General features: G+C 42.0%; 18 protein-coding genes and 2 pseudogenes. 16 read left to right on the forward strand and 4 right to left on the reverse strand.

Annotation, left to right across the window (positions count from 1 at the left end; genetic code table 11):
• The first annotated feature begins 127 nt into the window (after positions 1-127).
• From ACFQZT_RS26665 to ACFQZT_RS26715, 11 genes and pseudogenes are all read left to right on the forward strand, one after another.
• Entirely contained in the window at positions 128-2110 is a 1983-nt protein-coding gene (locus ACFQZT_RS26665) for a serine hydrolase domain-containing protein (protein ID WP_379304937.1), read from the forward strand.
• 238 nt (positions 2111-2348) lie between these two features.
• Positions 2349-3047 carry a response regulator transcription factor gene (locus ACFQZT_RS26670; RefSeq protein WP_379304939.1) on the forward strand — a complete coding sequence of 233 codons (699 nt, stop codon included), beginning with the start codon at positions 2349-2351 and terminating at the stop codon, positions 3045-3047.
• A 1-nt stretch (position 3048) separates the two neighbouring features.
• Positions 3049-4008 (forward strand): sensor histidine kinase, encoded by a 960-nt coding sequence (locus ACFQZT_RS26675; protein ID WP_379304941.1) that lies wholly within the window; start codon positions 3049-3051, stop codon positions 4006-4008.
• Between the two features lie 81 nt (positions 4009-4089).
• A complete protein-coding gene (locus tag ACFQZT_RS26680; RefSeq protein WP_379304943.1) occupies positions 4090-5025 on the forward strand; it encodes an ABC transporter ATP-binding protein in 936 nt (311 codons plus the stop codon).
• Positions 5009-5689, forward strand: coding sequence for an ABC transporter permease (locus ACFQZT_RS26685; protein WP_379304945.1), 681 nt, complete (start codon positions 5009-5011; stop codon positions 5687-5689). The genes ACFQZT_RS26680 and ACFQZT_RS26685 overlap by 17 nt, the downstream gene beginning before the upstream one ends.
• Before the next feature lie 41 nt (positions 5690-5730).
• Complete coding sequence (locus tag ACFQZT_RS26690; protein WP_379304947.1) at positions 5731-6432, forward strand: CTP synthase C-terminal region-related (seleno)protein; 702 nt, start codon at positions 5731-5733, stop codon at positions 6430-6432.
• Positions 6433-6865: 433 nt separating this feature from the next.
• Positions 6866-7290: pseudogene (locus tag ACFQZT_RS26695) on the forward strand (N-acetyltransferase family protein).
• Between the two features lie 949 nt (positions 7291-8239).
• A pseudogene (locus ACFQZT_RS26700) lies at positions 8240-8704 on the forward strand (hypothetical protein); the annotation flags it as partial.
• 91 nt (positions 8705-8795) lie between these two features.
• A complete protein-coding gene (locus ACFQZT_RS26705) occupies positions 8796-9461 on the forward strand; it encodes a methyltransferase family protein (RefSeq protein ID WP_379304949.1) in 666 nt (221 codons plus the stop codon).
• 140 nt (positions 9462-9601) lie between these two features.
• A complete protein-coding gene (locus ACFQZT_RS26710; protein WP_379304951.1) occupies positions 9602-9847 on the forward strand; it encodes an FAD-dependent oxidoreductase in 246 nt (81 codons plus the stop codon).
• Between the two features lie 107 nt (positions 9848-9954).
• A complete protein-coding gene (locus ACFQZT_RS26715; protein ID WP_379304953.1) occupies positions 9955-11145 on the forward strand; it encodes an oxalate decarboxylase family bicupin in 1191 nt (396 codons plus the stop codon).
• 759 nt (positions 11146-11904) lie between these two features.
• Here ACFQZT_RS26715 and ACFQZT_RS26720 read toward each other — a convergent pair.
• The 4 genes from ACFQZT_RS26720 to ACFQZT_RS26735 all read right to left on the reverse strand — a co-directional run bounded on the left by ACFQZT_RS26720 (position 11905) and on the right by ACFQZT_RS26735 (position 16840).
• The gene (locus ACFQZT_RS26720; RefSeq protein WP_379304955.1) at positions 11905-13092 is read right to left on the reverse strand and encodes an S-layer homology domain-containing protein; all 1188 of its coding nucleotides are present in this window, start codon (positions 13090-13092) and stop codon (positions 11905-11907) included.
• Between the two features lie 97 nt (positions 13093-13189).
• Positions 13190-14290, reverse strand: a complete 1101-nt coding sequence (locus ACFQZT_RS26725) for a GerAB/ArcD/ProY family transporter (RefSeq protein WP_379304957.1) — start codon at positions 14288-14290, stop codon at positions 13190-13192.
• Positions 14274-15347: a Ger(x)C family spore germination protein gene (locus ACFQZT_RS26730; RefSeq protein ID WP_379304959.1), complete on the reverse strand. Its 1074-nt coding sequence runs from the start codon at positions 15345-15347 to the stop codon at positions 14274-14276. Before ACFQZT_RS26730 ends, ACFQZT_RS26725 begins: the two co-directional genes overlap by 17 nt.
• A gap of 26 nt (positions 15348-15373) precedes the next feature.
• Positions 15374-16840 carry a spore germination protein gene (locus tag ACFQZT_RS26735; RefSeq protein ID WP_379304961.1) on the reverse strand — a complete coding sequence of 489 codons (1467 nt, stop codon included), beginning with the start codon at positions 16838-16840 and terminating at the stop codon, positions 15374-15376.
• Positions 16841-18237: 1397 nt separating this feature from the next.
• Here ACFQZT_RS26735 and ACFQZT_RS26740 point away from each other — a divergent pair.
• From ACFQZT_RS26740 to ACFQZT_RS26760, 5 genes are all read left to right on the forward strand, one after another.
• Complete coding sequence (locus ACFQZT_RS26740; protein ID WP_379304963.1) at positions 18238-18753, forward strand: P-loop nucleotide/nucleoside kinase family protein; 516 nt, start codon at positions 18238-18240, stop codon at positions 18751-18753.
• A gap of 291 nt (positions 18754-19044) precedes the next feature.
• On the forward strand, positions 19045-19599 hold the full coding sequence (locus tag ACFQZT_RS26745) for a 2'-5' RNA ligase family protein (protein WP_379304965.1): 555 nt from the start codon (positions 19045-19047) through the stop codon (positions 19597-19599).
• Between the two features lie 34 nt (positions 19600-19633).
• Complete coding sequence (locus ACFQZT_RS26750) at positions 19634-20137, forward strand: hypothetical protein (RefSeq protein WP_379304967.1); 504 nt, start codon at positions 19634-19636, stop codon at positions 20135-20137.
• A 169-nt stretch (positions 20138-20306) separates the two neighbouring features.
• Positions 20307-20756 carry a VOC family protein gene (locus ACFQZT_RS26755; RefSeq protein WP_379304969.1) on the forward strand — a complete coding sequence of 150 codons (450 nt, stop codon included), beginning with the start codon at positions 20307-20309 and terminating at the stop codon, positions 20754-20756.
• Positions 20757-21386: 630 nt separating this feature from the next.
• Positions 21387-21722, forward strand: a complete 336-nt coding sequence (locus tag ACFQZT_RS26760) for an NIPSNAP family protein (RefSeq protein ID WP_379304971.1) — start codon at positions 21387-21389, stop codon at positions 21720-21722.
• Positions 21723-21808: the final 86 nt, after the last annotated feature.

Below are 21808 nucleotides of genomic sequence, written 5' to 3' on the forward strand. Positions count from 1 at the left end.
CGTACACATCAGTTAACAAAAACCTATCATGGAAAAGAAGTCGTATCGAGTAATTGTTCATTGCTAGAGGCTAGTCAATTACGATAAGAAGAAGTTTTTGATTTCATAATGAAAGGATTGTCATTAAATGAAAAGAAGGGTATTTCAATTGATACTAGTATTTATTACTGCATTTCAAATTCTACTTTCAGGTTGCCAAACCACAGGAAGGACTGTAGAAGTACCAATAAGTCCTTTATCTACTAAAGAGGTTAGTAAATTTGTAGAACAATTTTTTCAGCAGGATAAAATCAAAAAGATGAATGTACCCGGGGTGGCTGTAGTTGTAGTCAAAGGGGATAAAATCTTATATAAAAAAGGATTTGGTTATGCAAATCTAGATGAAAAAATAGCCGTTAACCCAGAAAAAACTGTGTTCCTAATGGCCTCTACTACAAAGTCGTTTACTGCCACTGCGATCATGCAGTTAGTTGAACAAGGAAAGATTGACCTAAATGAAAATATTCAAACCTACTTAACAGATATCAAAATTGACAATCCATATAAAGAACCAATTACTGTGAAAGATTTACTAGATCATACAGCTGGATTTGCTTCAAGTGAAACACAAAAGGTTGATTTTGAAGAAGATTTAATAAAGATCCATCCAATGAGACCTTTTTTGCAGTTAAAAATGCCTCCAGTAGTGCGAAAGCCTGGGGAAGTGTACGTGTATGATAATTTTAATTATACTTTGTTGGGTTACATGGTCGAAAAAGTATCAGGTATGCCATTTGAACAATATATGAAAAAATATGTATTTCAACCCTTGGAGATGAAAAACAGCAGTCTCTATTTATCTCCTGAAATTCAGAAAAAACGATCCCTTGAATATGACCCAAACGGCCATGTAATCCCTCCCTATACTTGGACACCTACGATTGATGGAGCTGCAGGGCTCAATGCAACACCTGATGATATTGCCCATTTTATGATTGCCCAACTGAATGGTGGCGTTTTCAAAAATAAACATATTCTTCAACCAAAAACTGTTCATATGATACAAGAATATCAATCCAAAATTCATCCAGCATATCCAGATACAACACTAGGGTTTGAAAATTCGCTACTCACTCAAGACCACCATAATCAGCTCGTCATTTCTAAAGGAGGCGATGGTGAAGGGTTCAGCAACTTACTAACACTGCTACCTGAACAAAAAGTGGGCTTCTTCATTGTAGGAAACAAGCCTTCTGACATACGCCAAGAGTTTTATAAACAGTTCATGAATCATTTTTTTCCTACCCAGGAACACTCAACATATTTGAAAACCCCTCAGGAAGAATTGCAGCGTTTTGCAGGAACTTTTATAGATTTGCGAAAGGATTTTTTAATCACTCATATTACGCCGCATGGTGATGGAGAGTTAGCACTTGAAAATAATATCTCTTTTATTAGCAGCAATAATATTTATAGGCAGATTGATCCATTACTATTTATCAACGATGAAGGACAGATGCTAGCTTTTAAAGAAAATCCAGATGGTTCGATTGCGTATATGAAAAATCTTTTGTCTTATGCTCAAAAAAGTAAACTTCCATATTTCTCTGATGTCCAAAAGGATGATGCTTATGCACAACAAATCCGTAATGTGCAAGTGTCAAAACTGTTTCCTTCAACATGGGAAGATCGGTTTGAACCGAATAAACCTATAACGTGGGGAGAATTTATAACCATGACGATGCTAGTACTAGAAGTCTCCCCTACGATTGAACCAGAACAAAGAAAAAATGGATCAATAGCAGAAGAGGTACAAGAAGCAAAGGACATCGGGATTATAAACGCTCCTATCAATATAGATGCGCCGATCCAACGACAAGAAGCTGCAACTATTTTTATGAAAGCAGCCAAAAAACTTAGAATGCCAGAGATAGATACGTTAAATGCTCAGATAACAGGAGAAGTAAATGACTCATCGAAACAGGGAGTTCAGGCAATGGTAGCACTAGAATTATTTGGGCCTGAAGTTACTAAAACCAAAATAGGTGTCGATTACCATCCCAAACAAAATATGCTTAGAAAAGAAGCCGCTGCATTAATTTCTGAAGCTATTTTTAAGTTAGCACCCTGATCACTCCATAATATATGTACAACGACACACCCCCAAGAAGAGGAGTTGTCGACATTCTGAATCCTTTTAATTACCTGACCTATCTTTTTGAGACACACAAAATAGATTATCCTAGTCCCCATCTGATTGCTAGGGGGGACTATTTTACGTTTACGTTTCAAATCGTGCAGTAAGTAAATATAATTTTTTCCATTTGAATATAAAATCATTTATAATTTCTATATTTAGGAGGTGTACGATGGCAGAGACCTTACTGCTTGTAGAAGACGACCGGTACTTAAGAGAGATTGTATCCGATCATTTGACAATGGAAGGGTATCAGGTTGTGATAGCTATCGATGGGGAACAAGCCAAACGTTTTTTTTCACAGGATATATTTGATTTGATTATTCTCGACTTAATGCTGCCAGGCATAAATGGGATGGATCTATTGCAGCAGATAAGGCTTAAGAGCTGGATTCCCGTCTTGATCGTGTCAGCGAAAGACGGAGATGTGGACAAGGCGCTGGGGCTCGGTTTTGGAGCAGACGACTATTTGGCCAAGCCGTTCTCTCTGATCGAATTGACGGCGAGAGTGAAAGCAGCCATTCGGCGCTCTAAGTTATCCTCCGAAGCGAATGTCTTGAACGAGGCTCGTACAATAAAGATTTTCGATCTTATAATCGATCCAGACAATTTCTCTGTGAAAAAGAATGGAGAGGAAATCAAATTGACTGCAAAAGAGTTTCAAATTTTGCGGTTGTTTGCGATCCATCCGAACCGGGTTTACACGAAGGCGCAAATTTATGAGCAAATATGGAATGACGAATATTACGGGGACGAGAACGTAATTAATGTGCATATGCGGCGGCTAAGGGAGAAGATCGAAGTCGATCCATCCGCCCCTAGGTACATTAAAACATTGTGGGGAATCGGCTATAAGCTGGGGGATCAGTGAAATGACAACCTTCCTGAGCGTAATTCTTCTCCTATCAGTGTTCATGAATGTGATGCAATATAAAGCGAAGAAGGAACGAAACACAAACCTCCGTTACATATGCAGTAAGCTCTACGGCATCGTGTCCGACCGGACAAATGAACGGCTGTTGCTCGTCACGGCCGAACAGGAGTTACGGGAATTGTTGATCGGGGTAAACCGTTTGCTTGCATACAATCATGAGATGATCTCGGACAGTGCCCAGACGAAACTGTCGATGAGAAGAATGCTGTCCAATGTTTCACACGACCTGAAGACACCGCTATCAGTCGTTCTCGGTTATATCGAGACTATTCGTTATAATCACAACCTATCGTCCGAAGAGAAGGACGTTCTATTGTCCAAGGCGCAGCTGAAAACGGTGGAAGTGTCGGGCCTCATAAATAAGTTTTTCGATTTAGCGAAGCTGGAATCCGGTGACTGGCTGATAGACCGGAGAAGAGTTCATCTAAACGAGGTTTGCAGGAAAAGTATGTTGAGTTATTACGATATTCTTGAGGGTAAAGGAATTGAAGTGTCAATCGAGATTCCGGAAGCTCCGATATTCATATACGCCGATGAAGAGGCGCTTAGCCGAATCCTGGACAACTTGTTGTCGAACGCCATCCGGTACGGGTATGAAGGAGGCATTGTCGGACTAACGCTGCATCAAGATGATACCCATGCTTATATAGGTGTATGGGACAAAGGCAAAGGAATACATGAAACGGAGAGAGACCGGATATTCGAACGTTTGTATTCGCTTGAGGATTCCCGGAATTCATCGACGGAGGGGAGCGGTCTGGGACTAACCATCGCCAAGCGGCTAACGGAACAGCTGGAAGGCTTCATTGAAGTGAACAGCAGTCCCTATGAACGGACGGTGTTTACCTTGCGGTTTGCAAAGCTGAGGGAATTGTTTCTCGATGCGACTCAGAAGTAAGATTTTCGTAAGAATCGAGTAATAGAAAAGACATGACCCCCGGATAAAATGAGATACATAGACAGGGGAAGGAAGTGTACCATGAAGTATATACTTCGAACACATCAGTTGACGAAAAACTACCGCGGAATGGAAGTCGTTTCGGGTGTGAGCATGAACATCCGGCAAGGTGAAATTTATGGATTTCTCGGCCCTAACGGCGCAGGAAAAACGACTGTTATGAAGATGATGACGAATCTTGTGAAGCCAACAAGCGGTGAAATCGAAATCCTTGGGGAGAAATTGACCCCCACCTCGTACGAGATATTGAAAAGAATGGGCAGTATTATAGAAAATCCGATCTTTTACGAGAAGTTTACGGCTCAGGAAAACTTGGAGCTTCATTGCGAGTACATGGGTTATTATAACAAGAACGCCATTCATGATTCGCTGGAGTTAGTGAAGTTGAAGAATGTCGAGCGTAAGCGAGTTAAAGAGTTTTCACTGGGTATGAAGCAGCGACTGGCTATTGCACGCGCCATTTCGACGAAACCCGAGCTGCTCATTCTGGATGAACCGATCAACGGACTTGATCCTGTCGGTATCCGAGAGCTGCGGGATTTGTTTCATTTGCTGAGCAGGCAGTATGGCATTACCCTGCTCATCTCCAGTCACATTCTGGGGGAGATGGAGCAGATTGCAGACACGATCGGTGTCATACGTGAAGGGAAGCTATTGGAAGAGGTACCGATGGATGCGATTCGCGGAAGACAAACGGAATATATGGAACTCCATACTCAGGACATCACGAAAGCCGCTTTCGTACTTGAGAATGGATTAAATGTAACGAATTTCCGGATCCTTGAGGGAAGCAGCGTCATCAAAATCTATGACCTGAAAATTCCCCAAAGTGAGATGGCGAAGGTCTTAATTATGAACGGAGTATCCGTAGATTCCTTCAATAAGAAGAGCCACTCGCTCGAGGATTATTTCTTGCAGTTAATCAAAGGAGGCGAGCAACATGATGCATCTCGTTAAATTGGAAATGAGAAAAATGAAGCTCGCCGGCATCTTCAGAACAGCAATCATTGCCAATCTGGCTATTCTCGGGTTCATCCTGATCATCGGGTTAGATACTTCCGAAGGACAGCCTGCTTTCAAAAACTATGCAGACGCGCTCGTTATTATAGAATTAATTGTCAAAGCCACATTTGTCATTTATGCTTCCGTCTTGCTTGCCAGAATAGTCGTGGACGAATTCAGGAACAACACGATTTCTATCCTGTTTATGTACCCTATCAACCGGAAAAAGCTGCTTTTGTCTAAACTACTTATTGTCTTCACATTAACTTTTGGATTAGTGGTCATTTCCGATGTGCTTGTATCTATTGGTTTCTACTTTTTCAATGAAAAGCTCCAGTTCGTGACGGATCCTTTGACGACCGAAATCGTAGCGGATCAAGCGCTTCGATTTGTGGCCAATGCAGCAGCTGCAGCTGGAATGGCGCTAATTCCTTTGTTTTTCGGTATGCGCAAAAAGTCGGTGTCGACCACCATTGTATCATCCATTCTCATTGTCGCTATTCTTAATACGGGAGGAACAACCCTGAGTTCCATAATTGCGGTTCCTATCATGTTCGGAATTGTCGGTTTTATCATTGCTTACTTATCGATACGCAAAGTGGAGCATATAGATTTATAATCGAATTTTCATTTTAATTAATGAGGAGAGGGTGTTTAGATATGTATTGTATCGGTTTAATCGGGGATTACGATGAGGATGTTGTAGCACATGTGGCTATACCGCTAGCAATTCAATTGGCGGCAGATGAACTGGGTATTCAATTCAATTTCGAATGGGTTCCAACGCCTTCGTTGGATCGGGATTTTGAACAAAAGTTATCTAAATATCATGCGATTTGGGTCGTCCCTGCCAGTCCTTACCGAAGCATGCAAGGCGCTCTCAACGGTATCCGGTTTGCTCGTGAGCAACAGATTCCCTTTTTAGGTACGTGCGGTGGATTTCAACATATGATCATTGAGTTTGCAAGGAATGTAGTAGGACTTACTGAAGCAGATCATGTCGAGGAAAATCCTGACGCCGCGTTGATTTTAGTTGCACCGCTCTCTTGTTCGGTTAGCGAAAAAACGCGTGCGTTTAAGCTGACCTCCGGTTCAAAAACGATAGATTTTTATGGCTCTCCTGAAATTGTTGAACAGTATGGAATTTGTAATTACGGTTTGAATTCGGAGTATCGCTCCAGGTTAGAAAATGCGGGTTTAAGCATTGCGGGAGTAGACCTTGATGGCGAAGTTCGTATTATGGAACTGGATCGACATCCTTTTTTTATCGGAACTTTATTTCAACCTGAGCGTTCGGCGCTGAAAAATATTACTCATCCATTGATAAAAGCATTTCTTCGCAAAGCATCCTCCTCGGAATAAGAAAGTTCGTTACGGAGAACGTTAGTTCAATGACAATAGTGGCAGTCTAAGACTTTATTTTTCAAGTCTTGGTCCACCGCTGTTTAATTTTTTGTCCAGTTTAAAACTTAAAACACCGGACACAGAGTGGCATAAAAACAATTTATGGGATATCTAAAAGGGAGAGGATTTAGCCTTTCTTGTCGTTTGAATTACGACAAGAAATATGGTGAAATATGGGTTAATGTTGGCCCGGCCTACTACGAGATTGCTTGTCCTATCAAATGGAAAAATGAGAAAGGTAATAAATGGGATACCGAAGCCATATTTCAGATATTCAGGTTTCTCGAAATACTCAGCCTACTGCTTTCTTTTTTAGAATCAGGATCAGGCCATGTTACTATATAAGAGAGGCAACATCACATCAAATCTTCAGTGCAGAGGGAGTGAAAAATTGAATATTAGAGAGGCTCATGAAGGGGATTACCCTGAACTAAGAATGCTGTATCTCGAATCACGGCGCAATACCTTCGTATGGGACAATATTATTGAAATGACTTTGGAGGATTTCGATATAAGCATACGGAGGACGAATTCATAATCGTAGCAGAAGAGGCCGGTATCCTCATGGGATTTACCTCCTTGTATTTGCCGGATAACTTCATTCATAATCTTTTTGTTCATCCGAATTGCTCCGGTAAAGGAGTCGGCAGTCGTTTGCTGCAAGCAGCTGACGATAAAATGAATAAACCGATGCGATTAAAATGCGTATCTAAGAATCATAAGGCATTGATATTTTATGAACGCAACGGTTGGAAGAAGGTTGTTGAGGAGGGCTGTCCGGGAGAAGAGAAGTACTGGGTTATGGAATATAAATAAAACAAGGAACCGCATTTGACAGGCTGTCGAGAAAGTCTCGACAGCCATTCTTTTTGCTTAATATTTTTATGCGACAATTGCGATCAATCCGATCGGGATTGAGTGATAATGAATCATATTTCGCCTCATTTATGATAAAGTTCTCCATGATCTATTTTAAACTAATCTGGCGGTGCCTAGTTGAAACTTCGTTACGAACGGGCAGTAGAGCGTGATAGTAGTGGCAGAGCAGCTATTTATGTTATATGAAAAGATAATACCTATTTCCGTCGAATTTTCTTGTAGATAGAAGGATTAAATTAGCGTTGGAGTTGATAAGTTTGCCAAAAGTGGAAATGACAAATATGTGTATGATCTATGATAAGGAAAAAGATAAAGTTTTAGTTCAAGATAGAATTAAATCCTGGAGAGGATTGGCATTTTCCTGAGTCGGACAGGTGGTGCAGTTCGATGTGAACAAGCTGCTTGACAGGTCCAAGTCGCTGAATGAAGGCGCGATCCTGTTCCCCCACATTTAAAGTGGGGAGCTGGTTATGGAATACGTATGCCCATTCCGGCTTGTTCGACAACGACAAAAGGCTCGCTGACTATACGCCGGAAGAGCGGGATGTCCTCCTTCACGGTTAAGAGAGCAAGATCGTATACCACACCAAAGGCGGCGCAATCGTATCGGATTAACGAAGGTCTGCTGCCCAAATTCACCCGCCTGTATTTGAAGCGGGACAGCAGCGAGATGTCCGAAGCCAAACGCGAATCTATTGACCGGTTCCTGTCCTACAGCGATTGCAGCCTTTGCGGGGGAAGCCGGCTTAATCAAGAGGCCTTGGGCTGCCGGATTAACGGTTACAACATAGCCCAATGCGCAGCGATGGAGATTGGAGAGCTTATTCATATGATCGGAGCCATTCGGGATCCCGTTGCCGGCCCGATGATTGACGGGATTCTGACCCGGCTGAACCATCTGGTCTCCATCGGGCTGGAGTATCTGAGTCTGGATCGACAGACCGCAACTTTTTCGGGCGGGGAGTCGCAGCGCATCAAGATGGTCCGTCATCTGAGCAGCAGTCTTACCGACATGATCTACATTTTCGACGAACCGAGCGTCGGGCTGTATCCGCGGGATGTCCATCGTCTAAACGGCATGGTGTGCCAGCTCCGGGACAAAGGGAATACCGTGCTCGTCGTCGAACAAGACCGCGAAGTAATGGAGAACATCCGCTCCAATTCGGCCACTTATACGGGGATGATGGACGAGATCCGGCGGCAGTTCGCGGCCGCCAACAAGGTGAGCGCATCGTTGTTCAGCTTCAACTCCAAGGGGGCCTGTTCCAACTGTCAGGGTCTCGGGATGATCTACACGGATTTGGCCTTTCTCGAGCCAATAAGGACGACTTGTGAAATTTGCGCGGGCAGGATTGTACCATAAAGAAGGGGAAACAAGTGTGGTTATCCAATTGTATATTTGAGTAATTCTGAATGGATTAATTTTATGGGAGGTGTAATTTTTGTTAAAGAAAAAAGTCTACTTTAGGACTCTCCTATTTTCAATCGTTTTCTTTACTTTTCTCTTTTTGCCCGCAGGATCGCTTAACTTTTGGGAGGCATGGATTTATTTTGTGATCTTTTTAGGTTCAACGTTCTTTATCAATGGCTATTTTTTGAAGAGAGATCCTGAACTAATAGAGAGAAGAACTAACTCTAAAGAAAAAGAAAAGGAACAAAAAATTTTCCAAACCATTTCTGGTATCACTTTTTTTGTCGGATTGTTAATCATTCCTGGTTTAGACTATCGATTTGGTTGGTCAAGTTTTCCTTTATTTATTGTATTTGTTGCAGATGTCATCATCTTACTTGGCTTTTCGATTGTTTTCTTAGTTTTTAAAGAGAATTCTTATACGTCTGCCATAATTGAAGTGACCGAGAACCAGAAAGTTATATCAACAGGTCCATACGCGTTGGTTCGGCATCCAATGTATACAGGGGCTATATTTATTATACTTTTCACTCCTTTAGCATTAGGTTCAATTTGGGCATTGATTCCCTCGATTTCTATAATCATTTTTATCGTTCTAAGGCTGTTAAATGAAGAAAAAGTATTGTTAAAAGAGTTGAAAGGATATGAGGATTATTGTAAGAAAACACGGTATCACTTAATTCCCTTTATTTGGTAAGACTTCAAGCGAAATTGAATAACCCATGAAACAAATCTCAGTAACATCAACCCAGAAATAGTAGGATCCACCCTGTAGACTGTTCCCCAAACATCTTATAATAGAAGGTATAGTACGGGGAGCAACGGGAGGTTACCAGAATGAATCATTATACATTCCAGAAAAACTTGACTGTCTATGAGAAAGCGGACATTTTGGTCGTAGGAGGCGGTCCGGCGGGTGTGGCTGCCGCTATCGCGGCGGCAAGGTGCGGAAAAAAAGTCACGCTGCTCGAACAATCCGGACAATTAGGCGGGATGGGCACCTTGGGCAACGTCAGCGTATTTATGGGTGTCGGCAGTGAAGTAGAGAAACATGCAAAGTTGAAATTTCGGAAGATGAGTTAGGTTTATGAACTCATTGGTGATGGGACAACTTTCTAATTCCTATATTCTATTCATAACATTTAATAAATCTATGTCAATGTAAAGGTAATACAGGAGGTGGTAATAAAATGGAAAGAGGATCTGGAAACGGAAATATCCCACAACCGATTAGATATGATGGTACTGGATGGTGGGATCTAGGTCCACGTGACGTGATGCGCGATCTTGAGAACCCGGACATGTTGGTACCACCTGTCTCAGATGCCGGATTACTTCCGAACTTGAAGTTCTCTTTCTCCGATGCTCATATGCAGTTAAATCATGGCGGCTGGTCACGAGAGGTAACGGTTAGAGAGCTACCGATAGCAACAACGATTGCTGGGGTGAACATGGCTCTCACACCTGGAGGGGTACGGGAGCTGCATTGGCATCAGCAACCTGAATGGGCGATTGTGCTTGTTGGCCGGGCACGCATTACTGCCGTCGATCAGAACGGGAGGAATTTCATTGCTGATGTAGGTGTTGGCGATTTATGGTACTTCCCCCCAGCAGTTCCGCATACGATTCAAGGGCTAGAGGAAGGCTGTGAGTTTTTGCTGGTCTTTGATGATGGCCACTTCTCTGACCTAAATACAATATCGAGCTCAGATTGGGTTGCGCATACACCGAGAGACGTACTGTCAGCCAATTTTGGTGTACCCGTGAGCGATTTTGATCTTATCCCGAGCCGGGAGAAGTACATATTTCAAGGAAAAGTTCCAGGACCTCTCGAAAGTGTGAAGGTAGACAGTCCATACGGAACGGTACCAAAATCCTTTACTCATAAACTCCTTGCACAAGAGCCAATTGTCACGCCGGGCGGGACAGTACGTATTGTGGATTCAACCAACTTTCCAATATCGACTAAAATAGCAGCAACCTTGTTGGAAATTAAACCTGGTGCAATGAGAGAAATGCACTGGCATCCGAACAATGACGAATGGCAATATTATATCGCAGGTACTGCGCGCATGACAGTTTTTGGAACAAATGGGAGTGCCCGCACTTTCGATTATCGTGCTGGGGATGTAGGATACGTACCTTTTGGATATGGTCACTACATTCAAAATACTGGTAATCAAACTCTATGGGTAATGGAAATTTTTAAAAGTGACCGCTTTGAAGATGTTTCATTTAATCAAGTACTGGCGCTGACACCTCATGAGCTCGTGGAAGACAACCTAAATATAGGATCAGGACCCATTGACGCACTACAGGAGGAAAAACAATTTATCGTAAAAAATCCGGGATATTCTTATTATCCAAGAACTGAAAAATAAGATATTACATCTTTCTTTTTCTCAACTCTAGGCGGAAAACAAAACAAGCTCTTGTCAAACAAATTAGGCATCTACTTCTTCTCTGCTTTGAGCACCAATGGAAAATATTACCACAAGGGGAAAAGTAATATAATCGATCTGAATTGCTAAAGTTGAAAAAATGAGAAAAATTGTAACATCAAATCCACTAGAACTAACTTAAATATTTACCAGGTATTAATTTTTTGCGACACAAAGCTCCCCTCAAAGAATGAATAAAGGGGAACTTTGTGTCATCGATAAGGGGAAGTTCGTGTCAATGGACAGATGTCCAATTACACAAAAGTGCCTACATAAAATGATTCAAAAAAGCTTGAGAAATCAAGCTTTTATTATTTTTATGTTGGCAAATTAGTGTCAGTAAAAAATGCGCAAATTCCCCTACATTGTAGATTTGTGACACAAAAATACCTACATTGCAGGATTCCGAGTCTGAACAATAGCGTTATATAGCGGGCCGAATATCGCGACTTTCTTGTTTAATGGGATATAGATTCTTTTCAATGTCGACTGGTCGAGCTTTGGGAGAAATAACGAGTTGTAATTCATTTGCTATTGACGGATACGATAGCTCAACACAAACATCGCGGGAGCGATCGGGCGGCCTCAGCCAACAGTGAGTTCGCCAGCATCACCAGGGAAAAGAGGCAGAGATCATTCGATGGTCATAAAAAAAGAAGGCGCGAATGATTCGCGCCTCCTCGAAGAAAAAGTTTTTGATCAGTAAATCGGGTGAATCGGCTTACTATTTAATATGTCCTCTACTTCTTGGTAGCCAGTAGGGAAGGCAAAGTTATAGCGCGCCGGAAGAGCAAACACGTAATTGGCATTGCGGATCAGTTCGCTTGGGCCGATGGGCGCTGCGCCGATATGAAATTTTCCCTGCTGAAGCTCATTCCATTGGGCAACGGTAAAGATGAGAAGGGGGATATCCTGTCTCGGCTGTTCGGAGGTCCATGTGGGATTCCGGATGCTAATCATTGGGCCGCTTTCCATCACCTTCTCGCTCTGCGAATCCCCTAACGAAAGCCCCTCCCACTTGTCCGTTACAATCGTGAACCCTTTCCAACTGTCCGGCAGCGTGAAACGAAAGCCGTATTGGGTATTCCCGTATACGATGGAATCGGCCGTCATTTTACTGTCCTTATCGTCCAGGCTTGCAGCGGTTTGGTCCGTTTGTCCGGTCACTCGTATCATCGGTTGGCTGCTTCCAACCCTTGGAACATCGCCGGTCGATTCCGGTGCCGGAGTTTGATTCGAAGCAGGGTGTACGTACTTGAGCGTATTATAAATCATTTCGGCGGCTTGCGCGCGTGTAATTTCCGCTTGAGGATGGAATTTGCCGTCCGAGTCGAGCGATGTAATACCTTTGTAAACGGCGAGTTGGACCGGACCGAGATCGTCTATGGTGATTTCATCCTGGTCTTTTATCTCGATTGGCGGGAGCTTCATCAAATGGAAAATGTTATGTTTTTCCATCGCGAAGATCAATTCTTTAGTAAAGACCTCCTTCGTCCATGCCTGGTCCGGATCTAAATCGGCAGGAAGGTTTAGGCCGTTATTCGCCGCAATAATTAAGCTTTGCGAATACCATGCGTCATTTTTCGCTTTCGCAAAATAGTCGGTTGCCTGAGGCGCTTTGGCAAATTTGATATTGTCGATGTTCAAACCAAGCGCCTTGACGATCATTTGAATGCCCTGTCCGGTCGTTAAAGCAGCATTGGGCTGAAACAGGTCGCTGCTGACTCCCGATACAAAACCCTGCGATTGCAGAGAAATAATCTTATCTTTGGCCGCAACCCGATCCAAGTCGGTGAAAGCTGTCGTTGCGGCAAAGCTATGACCTGCTAATGAAAGAGACAATACGGCGACTGCGGAAAAGCTGAGAAGTTTTTTTGGGGAATTCAAGTCCTATCACCTCGTTGAGTTTCTGTATTCAGTATCTCAAACGTCAGACAGGCTGGAAATGTTGCATTCAAGAATCTATTCATGAATAATAGATTTATCAAGCTGGATCCAACTTAGCTTTTCTTTTACCGCGGATTAAGTAAAGAATAAACAGTAACGGGATGTAGGCGAACACAAAATAAAATCCAATCGCGATAGCGTACCTTCCTAACTCGTCAATCTTAATTTTTTCGTTGAATTGCACAGCAACGATGAATAATGTGATTAGTATCAATAGTAACGATATACGGGGCTTTAAATTCGTGACTCTTTTCATAATTCTCGTACAGCTCCAGATGGAGAGGCATACCGACGGGATAAAAATGATTACCCAACAAAAAATAAATATGAATTCGATTCTTTCTACGAATTCAAACTCAATAATCTTGGTTACCGTTAGAACGGGATAGAGCGTGTTTTTAAGCAGACCTTGACTATAATACAGCAGGCTAGAGATGGTTATTCCAGCGAATTGAAGCGTATTGATAAGCAGGCTTAAATGGGCCCATTTCGCTTGTTTTTCAACTGATTTAATAAAAGGGAAGTAAACGAGCAGCACTTCAAATCCAATAAATATGCCATAAGAAGCTTTAGACGACTTGAGCAAATCAGAAACGGAATGATTCCATACCGGCATTAAATGTGTGAGATTTCCCAGTCTAATCGGGTAAAAAATAAGGAGATACAATAGGATGGCAGTTACGACAGAGAATAAAGCTATTCCGGTTAAAACCCTGAATCCTCCGGATACGAGATAATAAATCAAACAAAAGAAGATGACCGCCAATTCCCATGTTGCAATGTTCGGAAATACCCACACCTGAACAATATCGATGTAAGTCCGGCCGACATACAAAGCTATCATGAAATAGTACCCGATCATGAGCAGCGAAACGACATTGCCCAAGAAACGGCCGAAAATCATTTGGTGTAAGTCAACAACGTCCTTGACGGGGTTCCCCAGCATTTTATAAATCATCCATAAAATCAATTGCAGGCTTAAACCCAGTATCAGAACCGAGATCCATGCATCTTGCTCCGCATATTTAAACACTATATTTGGAGAACCTAAGCCTCCAATGCCGGACTGAGAAGCGTGGAGCAAGAAAAACACGAAAAATCCTGAAATCAAGTAATTTTCTTTAACGCTGTTCTGCACCGATGCCAACTCCCGTATGCGAAATCATGATCTTCGTGTTCACTTCAAATTTGATATTCGGGTAGGTTATATTTTTAAACTCCTGCTCGTTCCAGCTTCTATCCTTGCTTCTAAATATTTCGCCAAAGCCAATGGGATCGACATCGTTCTTTTGTAATTTTTTTAGCAAGGCACTGATTTCGCTTGAAAGATGTTGTTCGATGTCCTGCTTTATTTCATGCAAATCGCTCTTGTCGACGGAGCTTTTTGTTTTTGGAAGCGCTTTGAGGTCGATATCTAGTTTCAAGGAAATGACTGCAGTGTCGTTCTGCTCAGGCGATATGTTTCTTTTTCCTTGTATTATTCTGAAATAAACGGGTTCCTTTTGTTTCGCCGAAAACTCATAGGCGCCGGTCATCGTTTTCGATTTGTCTTTGAGGAGTTTAAGAAACAATGTCTCTTTGTCGGTTAGCCAAAGACGTAGTTTATCATCCTTGAATACGCCCACCCCATCCATGCGAAGCAGGCCTTTTTCATCCTGATCCAATGCAGGTAAATACACATCTTGACCTTCTCCATAATATTGATCCAGCAGCAGATGCGTATTTGTGTAAGGCGTATTCCCGGTTTCTATGTTCTGTTTGATTAGATCCGATAAATAAAAGGGAGGATTTTTTAAGGTTTGAGACATAATCGCACTTACCTCGTGTTTGCATATGACGACAGTAGCGTTATTGCTTATGACAGGATCTCGAAGAAGATCGCTGGCAAGCTCTTGAATGCTTCTTCTTGCAAACTTTTCACTTATGACGAACGTCCGCAATTGTCCGACTACAACCTGCTCATCCGATTTCGTATTATGAGGGAGCCATACCCCGGAAAAAGTTTGCGTTTCTGCTGTTAACAACTGAACTCGGCCTTGCTTTCTATATGAAGCATAAGCTCCGCTCGCCTTAAATGTATCTCCTTGGACGTCAAAACCGACGCTCTGCAAAATTTTAACCCGATCAATAATTTCTTGTTTGGCACATCCGGATAAAAGGACGCACACGAGAAGAGCCGGTGCAAACATTTTCATTGATGCTGGTTCCTTTGCTGCGAAGTTTATTCATTACTGTAATCGTCTCCGATATCTTGATGCTTTCGAACTGTATATCTTCTCGCTGCGAGCGGACGTAAATAAGCGGGGCGACTCCAAGTCGCGCTGAAAGGTAAACGTAAAAATTCTTTTAAGCCTTTATAGCGAAAAGGGAATACCGGAACGACGTATGAGGTACCTAGAGATTTCAACCGCAGCAGATGACCCAATAAAAGCATGACGCCGATCACCATGCCAAAACCGCCCCAAGCCCCTGCCAAGAAGATCATAGGAAACCTAAGAAAGCGTATCGTGTTGGCCATTTTGAAAGTCGGCGTTGCACAGGACGCGAGCGCGGAAAGCGAAACAATAATAATTAAAATATTGCTCGTCAAGCCGGCTTGAACCGCTGCTTCCCCGAGTACAACGCCGCCTACGATCCCCAGCGTTTGCCCGACTTTTGTCGGCAGCCTGACCCCAGCCTCGCGTAACAGCTCAACGGTTATCTCCATGAATAGTACTTCCATATAAGGCGGGAAGGGCACGTTCGTTCTGGATTCGATAATCGGACCTAACAGCGATCTTGGCACGACGGTGTAATGAAACGTCATGACCGATACATAGACGGAAGATGCAAAGATGGAAAATGTGATCCCCACATAACGCAACATTCTAAAAAATGAACCCAAAACCCATGGCAAATAAAAATCCTCGGGCGAGTAGAAAAAATCAAACAGGGTAGTGGGTCCTGAAATGACATAAGGAGAGCCGCTGCTTAATACAGCCACATGCCCGCTGAGAAGTAAAAATTTCATCCGGTCCACGCGTTCGGTCGACATATATAAAGGGAACGGCGTATTGGAGTTGTCGGACATAATCTGATCGAGCGTAGAGGTATCAAAGATCACGTCAAAGTCCAAATCCATGATCCTTTGTCTTACAGTGTTTATGTGCTGCGGATTGGCGATCCCATCGATATAGGCGATCACGACTCTTGTTTTGGAAAGAGAGCCCTTGATTTGTTCCTCGAATATCAGCTTCTCCGATTTGATTTCTTTTCGGAGTAAATTCAAATTGGTATCAAGACCTTCGACGAAGCCCACTTTCGGACCGATAACGCTGTATTCGTCCTGGGATAAGTTATTTCCGCGATAACCCCTTTCCATATCGGCAACATAAACTAATAAGCCTTCATGTAGATTGGAACCCAGTTGAATATATATGTAACCATTAATCAGGCTGGAGGTAATATCTCCCATATTAGAAGTCAATTTGATTCCTTCGATGGGAATCAAATTTTTTAATTCATTCAAATCATGAATTTGAGCGTTTGAGAGTTGAATGACGGTTAATAAATCACGATGAATCGTTGTATGATCTACAACGGAACCGAAATAAGACATATGAAGAAGCGTATGACGGATCGTTATAGTGGATTGCATAAAATCATCCGACTTTAAAGCTTCTTTTAAAGCTGCTTGTATATTTTCCATTTTATTTAATTACCGCCCTGCCAAAACTTTATTCTTATTTTGCTACCTGAAATGGGAAATTATGCAATGCACTTTCACGTACATCGTTTCCTTATCGCCGGTCTATAATATCCATTGGGTAAATTCTCCATGGAAAAGAGGGTACAGCTGCGATTTCGTCGGATCCATTTGCGGTTATGGTCATTATCATCGTATTTTACCGGATGCAGGCATCCCGCTCCGCAGCCTGTAGTCTGCCTGCAGTCCAAGAACTGCCGAAGTTATCGTTCAGGAGCCGCTCAAGTCTGTCGACCTGTCAGCCGACTGGTCGCTTTAATGAGCTAGACTGAAAAGATAGGCCAAATGGTGTTGGTTGGAATGGATGGCGCTGGAGTGCAACCGGAAATCAGGTCGCTTATAAAGGAACACCGCGTCGGAGGAATCATTTTATATAGCAATAATATCGTGTCCGCGTCACAATCGATCAAGCTTGCTAACGAACTCAGGTAAATCAAATCGCGATGCCGGCGGAAAGCTGCTGCTACTTCTGAGTGCAGACCAGGAAAGGGGCGGGTTTCCCGTTTGCCGAAGGAATTTACGTTTCGACATGAAGGATCGGGGCATATCTTTTCTATTTTTGCGGATAAGACATCCGCTATCAAAGAAATTTTACGCCTCAAGCATGAGATCAATTTATTTGTTTTTAGTGAATTTGAGAATGTTACGTATGAAAAAGCGTGGTTTTACACTGGGGACGGTCAGGTAATCCATAATCATTTTAGCAAAAGAAAATGCAGCTAAGAGTATTAGGTCATTAATATTGAGAAAAATATGATATATATGTGTAAGTGGGCAAGAACATACATCCATTTGAATCCGCGAATTGAGCGGATTTTTTATTTTATGGATATAACTTCTTGTCTTTTCTAAAAGACAAGAAGTTATACTGTTTTCCAATATTGGACATGAAGAAGATACCATTCCCGTAGTTGCTAAACGATACAGCTTGAGGGTCTATTTAACATTGTACAATACATCTTTGTGTCCTAAAATTCGGATTTCTTTACATGTTCATATTGAAACAATAAATATGCGAAAACAGGCTACACGCAGACACATATGCTGTCGGTCAAATACGGCTGTTTTTGTTCAACTAACGGGCAGCATTCCTAAATCCAAATTTTCCCTTTACATAATTTTGGTTCTTCTCTAAGGTAGAAGATAATCAATATCTTTCGAGGGGGAAGAACCATGGAACCTAAAATACCTTTCTTTATAGTAACAGGTGCAAGTGGGGTAGGGAAGACAACAGTTATTAAGGAATTGAGAGGCTAATGGTATTCTCGAAGGTTGCTAGAATAATGATATATGAAGAGGTAGCAGACTTCGTACGGGTAGTATTGAAGGAGGAAAGCTTCATGTTGTATATCTTTGGTGGGTTGCCAGGCACCGGCAAGTCTACGTTATCAGCAGCTTTGGCTAGGGAAATTCGGTCCACGTATCTTCGGGTCGATGTCGTGGAACAGGCAATGCGAGTTGCCGGGGTCAAGATTGACGGACCCGAGGGTTACATCGTGTGTTACGAGATTGCGAAGCAGAATCTCTTTTTAGGCCTCGAAGTGATAGCAGATACAGTCAACCCCATTCAAATAACACGTCAATCTTGGCGCAACGTGGCGGAATCTCTAGAAATTCCATATGTCGAAATCGAAGTGGTTTGCTCCGACGAACGTGAACACAAACATAGAGTCGAAACGCGTCTAGCTGATATTCCCGGTTTTGTACTACCCACTTGGGAGCAGGTCAGGAACCGACAGTACGATGTTTGGGACCGTGATCATATCGTCATCGACACAGCTCATCAAACTGTGGCAGAAAGCTTGTCGTCGTTACGTGAACTGCTAGGTCTGAAGAGTAAATCGTTAATGGATTGAACTAACGGCGACGAAAGCGGAGCGGTGGAACCGATCCATCGCTTGTTTGAAATTCGATATGAGCTGTTCAATAAACTGGCAGTTTAACACTAAAGCAGATCTTGGAAAATACTCTCTAAAAACATAAATGTTCGGAAAGTTGATGATCGAAATGAATAGGAATTCTCCGAGAAAAATTCATATTATTGGTTCCATTGGGGAGAAAACCTTATCTGTGAATTTGGAATATTCCACCTTACGAATTGGATAATGTTTTATGGAAGCGAAGTAAACCGATAAAGGGGTGTAGAAATGGAGTTTTTCATAGGAATCGTTCCACCTGAAGATTACAAAGAACAAATTTCAGTATTTCGTAATAAATGGGCTAAGACATTTCGAAATCGATGGGATAATAACGGCTTTAGGGATCCTGTGGAGCCCCATATTACTGTTAAAGCCAAAAGTGGACTTATGGAGGATATGAGTTGGCTTGAAAAAGTAAGAGAAACTTGTTCTTCATTTCCAATCTTCCAGTTAACTTTGTCTGAACCAGCAACATTCGGAACAGCGGTTACATTCCTTAGCGTTGAATCGAAAGAGATATATAATCTGCATAAGAACTTGGTAGATGCGGTTTCCCCACCGCCCGAACTTATTGAAAGGCATATAGAGTTGGAACACTTCATTCCACATTTGACTTTGGGTCAAACAAAATGGGGCATGAGTGAAGCAGAAATTATAGAAATGAAATTGGCTGCGAGAGAAGCACTATCTCCTTTTCCAAGCTTCGATGTATCATTCGTGCGGGTATTTGATATCAAAAAAAACGCACGTTTTGAAGATATCAAACTTGCCAAGTTGTTCTAATCAGATCATTGATCTAACAGGATACGATAGTTCATTGACTATTAAATGGTTAATCCATATACAAAAAGAAAGAATTTATATGCAGATTTCATTTAACCTTGAATATCATGGCTGGCTGGATATAAAAGTCACCAATGAGAATAATGAATCTCAAATTCCTTCCTCATTTTTTACAGATGTTATTTATGACATTATTCAACGCATATCAAGTTTAATTGAAGGAGCTCAAGAAGTAATAATTGTTATTCAAACAGAGCCAAATGAAAATCGAATTAGAATTCAACGAGACGGGTTTAATTGCACATTTGAAATACTTGAGTTTGATGATAATTTTAATACGGATGAAATTGACAAGGGTGTTTCTGTTTTTTTCACTCACATAGACTTAAGGGATCTAGCAAGAAAGTTTTTGATTGAGATCAACAAACTACTTGACTTAGGTAAAGCTGAATATCATCGACGGTGGAGTTACGAATTCCCTGACGAAGCGTATAAAAGATATATTAAAGCTTGGCATTCACTGAAACAAAGGCAATAGTCAATTAGCCAGTTAATTAGGCAACAGATTATTGAACTAAAGGGTACGTTAGCTGAATAAGACCCTGCAGCAACTGAATAACTTTATGACAGAGACGCTTAGAGATAAACTTAATTGAGGACAGCTTTAAATAGAGATGATGACTTTTAATTCATAAGGAGTTAAAACTATGACAAGAAATAAATTACTTCGAATGGACAACGTCCTTATCGTCGTTGACGATCTCGAAGCCGTTAAAGCCTTCTTTCTCCAACTCGGATTCGAGTTGGAGGGCGAAACGACCGTCGAGGGTTCCTCCGTAGATCGTCTCATTGGCCTTCAGAACGTCCATGCTACCCTCGTGTTTATGCGCACTCCGGACGGCCACGGACGGATCGAGCTGGACAAGTTCCACACGCCGGATGCGATCAGAACTGGGCCGGAGAAGGCTCCGGTGAACGAACTCGGGATCCGCCGCATCATGTTCGCCGTCAATGACATCGATGACGTGGTCGCGCGCCTGCTTGCCCATGGCGCCGAACTGGTCGGCGAAGTGGTGCAATACGGGGACACGAATCGACTCGCCTACATCCGCGGTCCCGAAGGCATCATCGTCGGATTGAGCGAGCAGCTCAAGTAATAAATCGGTATCTGTTACGCTAACTGGGAACTATAGCTTAAAATAGACACCTCGGCAGCCGGTCATTACGATCGGCTGCCTTTTCGATGCTAACGGGCAGGATAATTTAATTCATTGTAGCACTGTTTCATAACGCCTATGTCTCTTCCTAAGGTTGTTTACAGACGAATTTTTAGAATTGAATTTGCATTCTACCAGTCCATATGTCGAACGCTATCCACAATGAAAATAGGAGTATTAAAATCACGACTACGATTATGACTGTAGTAAATTTCGATAACCTTCCTCTAAGCACTTTATCCAGTTCTTTGGCTTCATTAGGCGTAATACCAAAATTAATGAACATAACAAACATAAACATAATCACCAATACCACCAACAGTACAAGACCACCAACTATATACCCCATATTTTTCCCTTCTACTATTTCACGGATATGTCCACATGCCTTACGTTCAAGCAAATTATACCCAAATATTCCGCGATTAATATGAGGTTGTTGTTGAATTTACAAAACTGATTGGAATTATTGATATTTTTACGCTTTCATTGAAGTAACTGGCAGGAAAGTTTAGTCAATTAGCGAATACTCTAAAAAATAATTCACGCTATTAGAAAGGATGAGCATCTTTGTTTTATCGAAGGAAGTTCTATATCGTAAAAAATGAATTCATTGATATTTTTAATAAGCATTTCAATGAAAACAATTTGCCTAACCAAATGAAATATGGTGCTCGGTTAGTAGGCAGATGGATGGCTCCGCGTACTGATACGACAACTGAAATATTCGCCATTTGGGAGTATGACAGCTATGAAAAATACGAGGAAATTGAAGCGAATGTGAGGAACGACAGCGAGCACCTAAGAAGAATCCATACATGGTATGAAAATAACGGCGGCAGAGATTATGTTTTAAAGCAGTACTTATTAGAAGTCAAAAATGAACAGTTAATTTCAACTGTCTGAAAGCGAGTCCGATGAGGCCGCTAAGCTAACTGGCAGGATAGTTCCAATATGTGGTAATATGGGGGTAAGGGTTTAGGGGAGGCGTT

Source organism: Paenibacillus sp. GCM10027628 (assembly GCF_042676385.1).
Lineage (GTDB): Bacteria > Bacillota > Bacilli > Paenibacillales > NBRC-103111 > Paenibacillus_E.

Excerpts from the sequence above, each read along its gene's own strand:
- ACFQZT_RS26675 (WP_379304941.1), top strand. The coding sequence starts at position 3,049 with ATGACAACCTTCCTGAGCGTAATTCTTCTCCTATCAGTGTTCATGAAT.
- ACFQZT_RS26710 (WP_379304951.1), top strand. The coding sequence starts at position 9,602 with ATGAATCATTATACATTCCAGAAAAACTTGACTGTCTATGAGAAAGCG.
- ACFQZT_RS26670 (WP_379304939.1), top strand. The coding sequence starts at position 2,349 with ATGGCAGAGACCTTACTGCTTGTAGAAGACGACCGGTACTTAAGAGAG.
- ACFQZT_RS26745 (WP_379304965.1), top strand. The coding sequence starts at position 19,045 with ATGGAGTTTTTCATAGGAATCGTTCCACCTGAAGATTACAAAGAACAA.
- ACFQZT_RS26735 (WP_379304961.1), bottom strand. The coding sequence starts at position 16,840 with ATGGAAAATATACAAGCAGCTTTAAAAGAAGCTTTAAAGTCGGATGAT.
- ACFQZT_RS26685 (WP_379304945.1), top strand. The coding sequence starts at position 5,009 with ATGATGCATCTCGTTAAATTGGAAATGAGAAAAATGAAGCTCGCCGGC.
- ACFQZT_RS26755 (WP_379304969.1), top strand. The coding sequence starts at position 20,307 with ATGACAAGAAATAAATTACTTCGAATGGACAACGTCCTTATCGTCGTT.
- ACFQZT_RS26740 (WP_379304963.1), top strand. The coding sequence starts at position 18,238 with ATGTTGTATATCTTTGGTGGGTTGCCAGGCACCGGCAAGTCTACGTTA.
- ACFQZT_RS26730 (WP_379304959.1), bottom strand. The coding sequence starts at position 15,347 with ATGAAAATGTTTGCACCGGCTCTTCTCGTGTGCGTCCTTTTATCCGGA.
- ACFQZT_RS26715 (WP_379304953.1), top strand. The coding sequence starts at position 9,955 with ATGGAAAGAGGATCTGGAAACGGAAATATCCCACAACCGATTAGATAT.
- ACFQZT_RS26665 (WP_379304937.1), top strand. The coding sequence starts at position 128 with ATGAAAAGAAGGGTATTTCAATTGATACTAGTATTTATTACTGCATTT.
- ACFQZT_RS26680 (WP_379304943.1), top strand. The coding sequence starts at position 4,090 with ATGAAGTATATACTTCGAACACATCAGTTGACGAAAAACTACCGCGGA.
- ACFQZT_RS26690 (WP_379304947.1), top strand. The coding sequence starts at position 5,731 with ATGTATTGTATCGGTTTAATCGGGGATTACGATGAGGATGTTGTAGCA.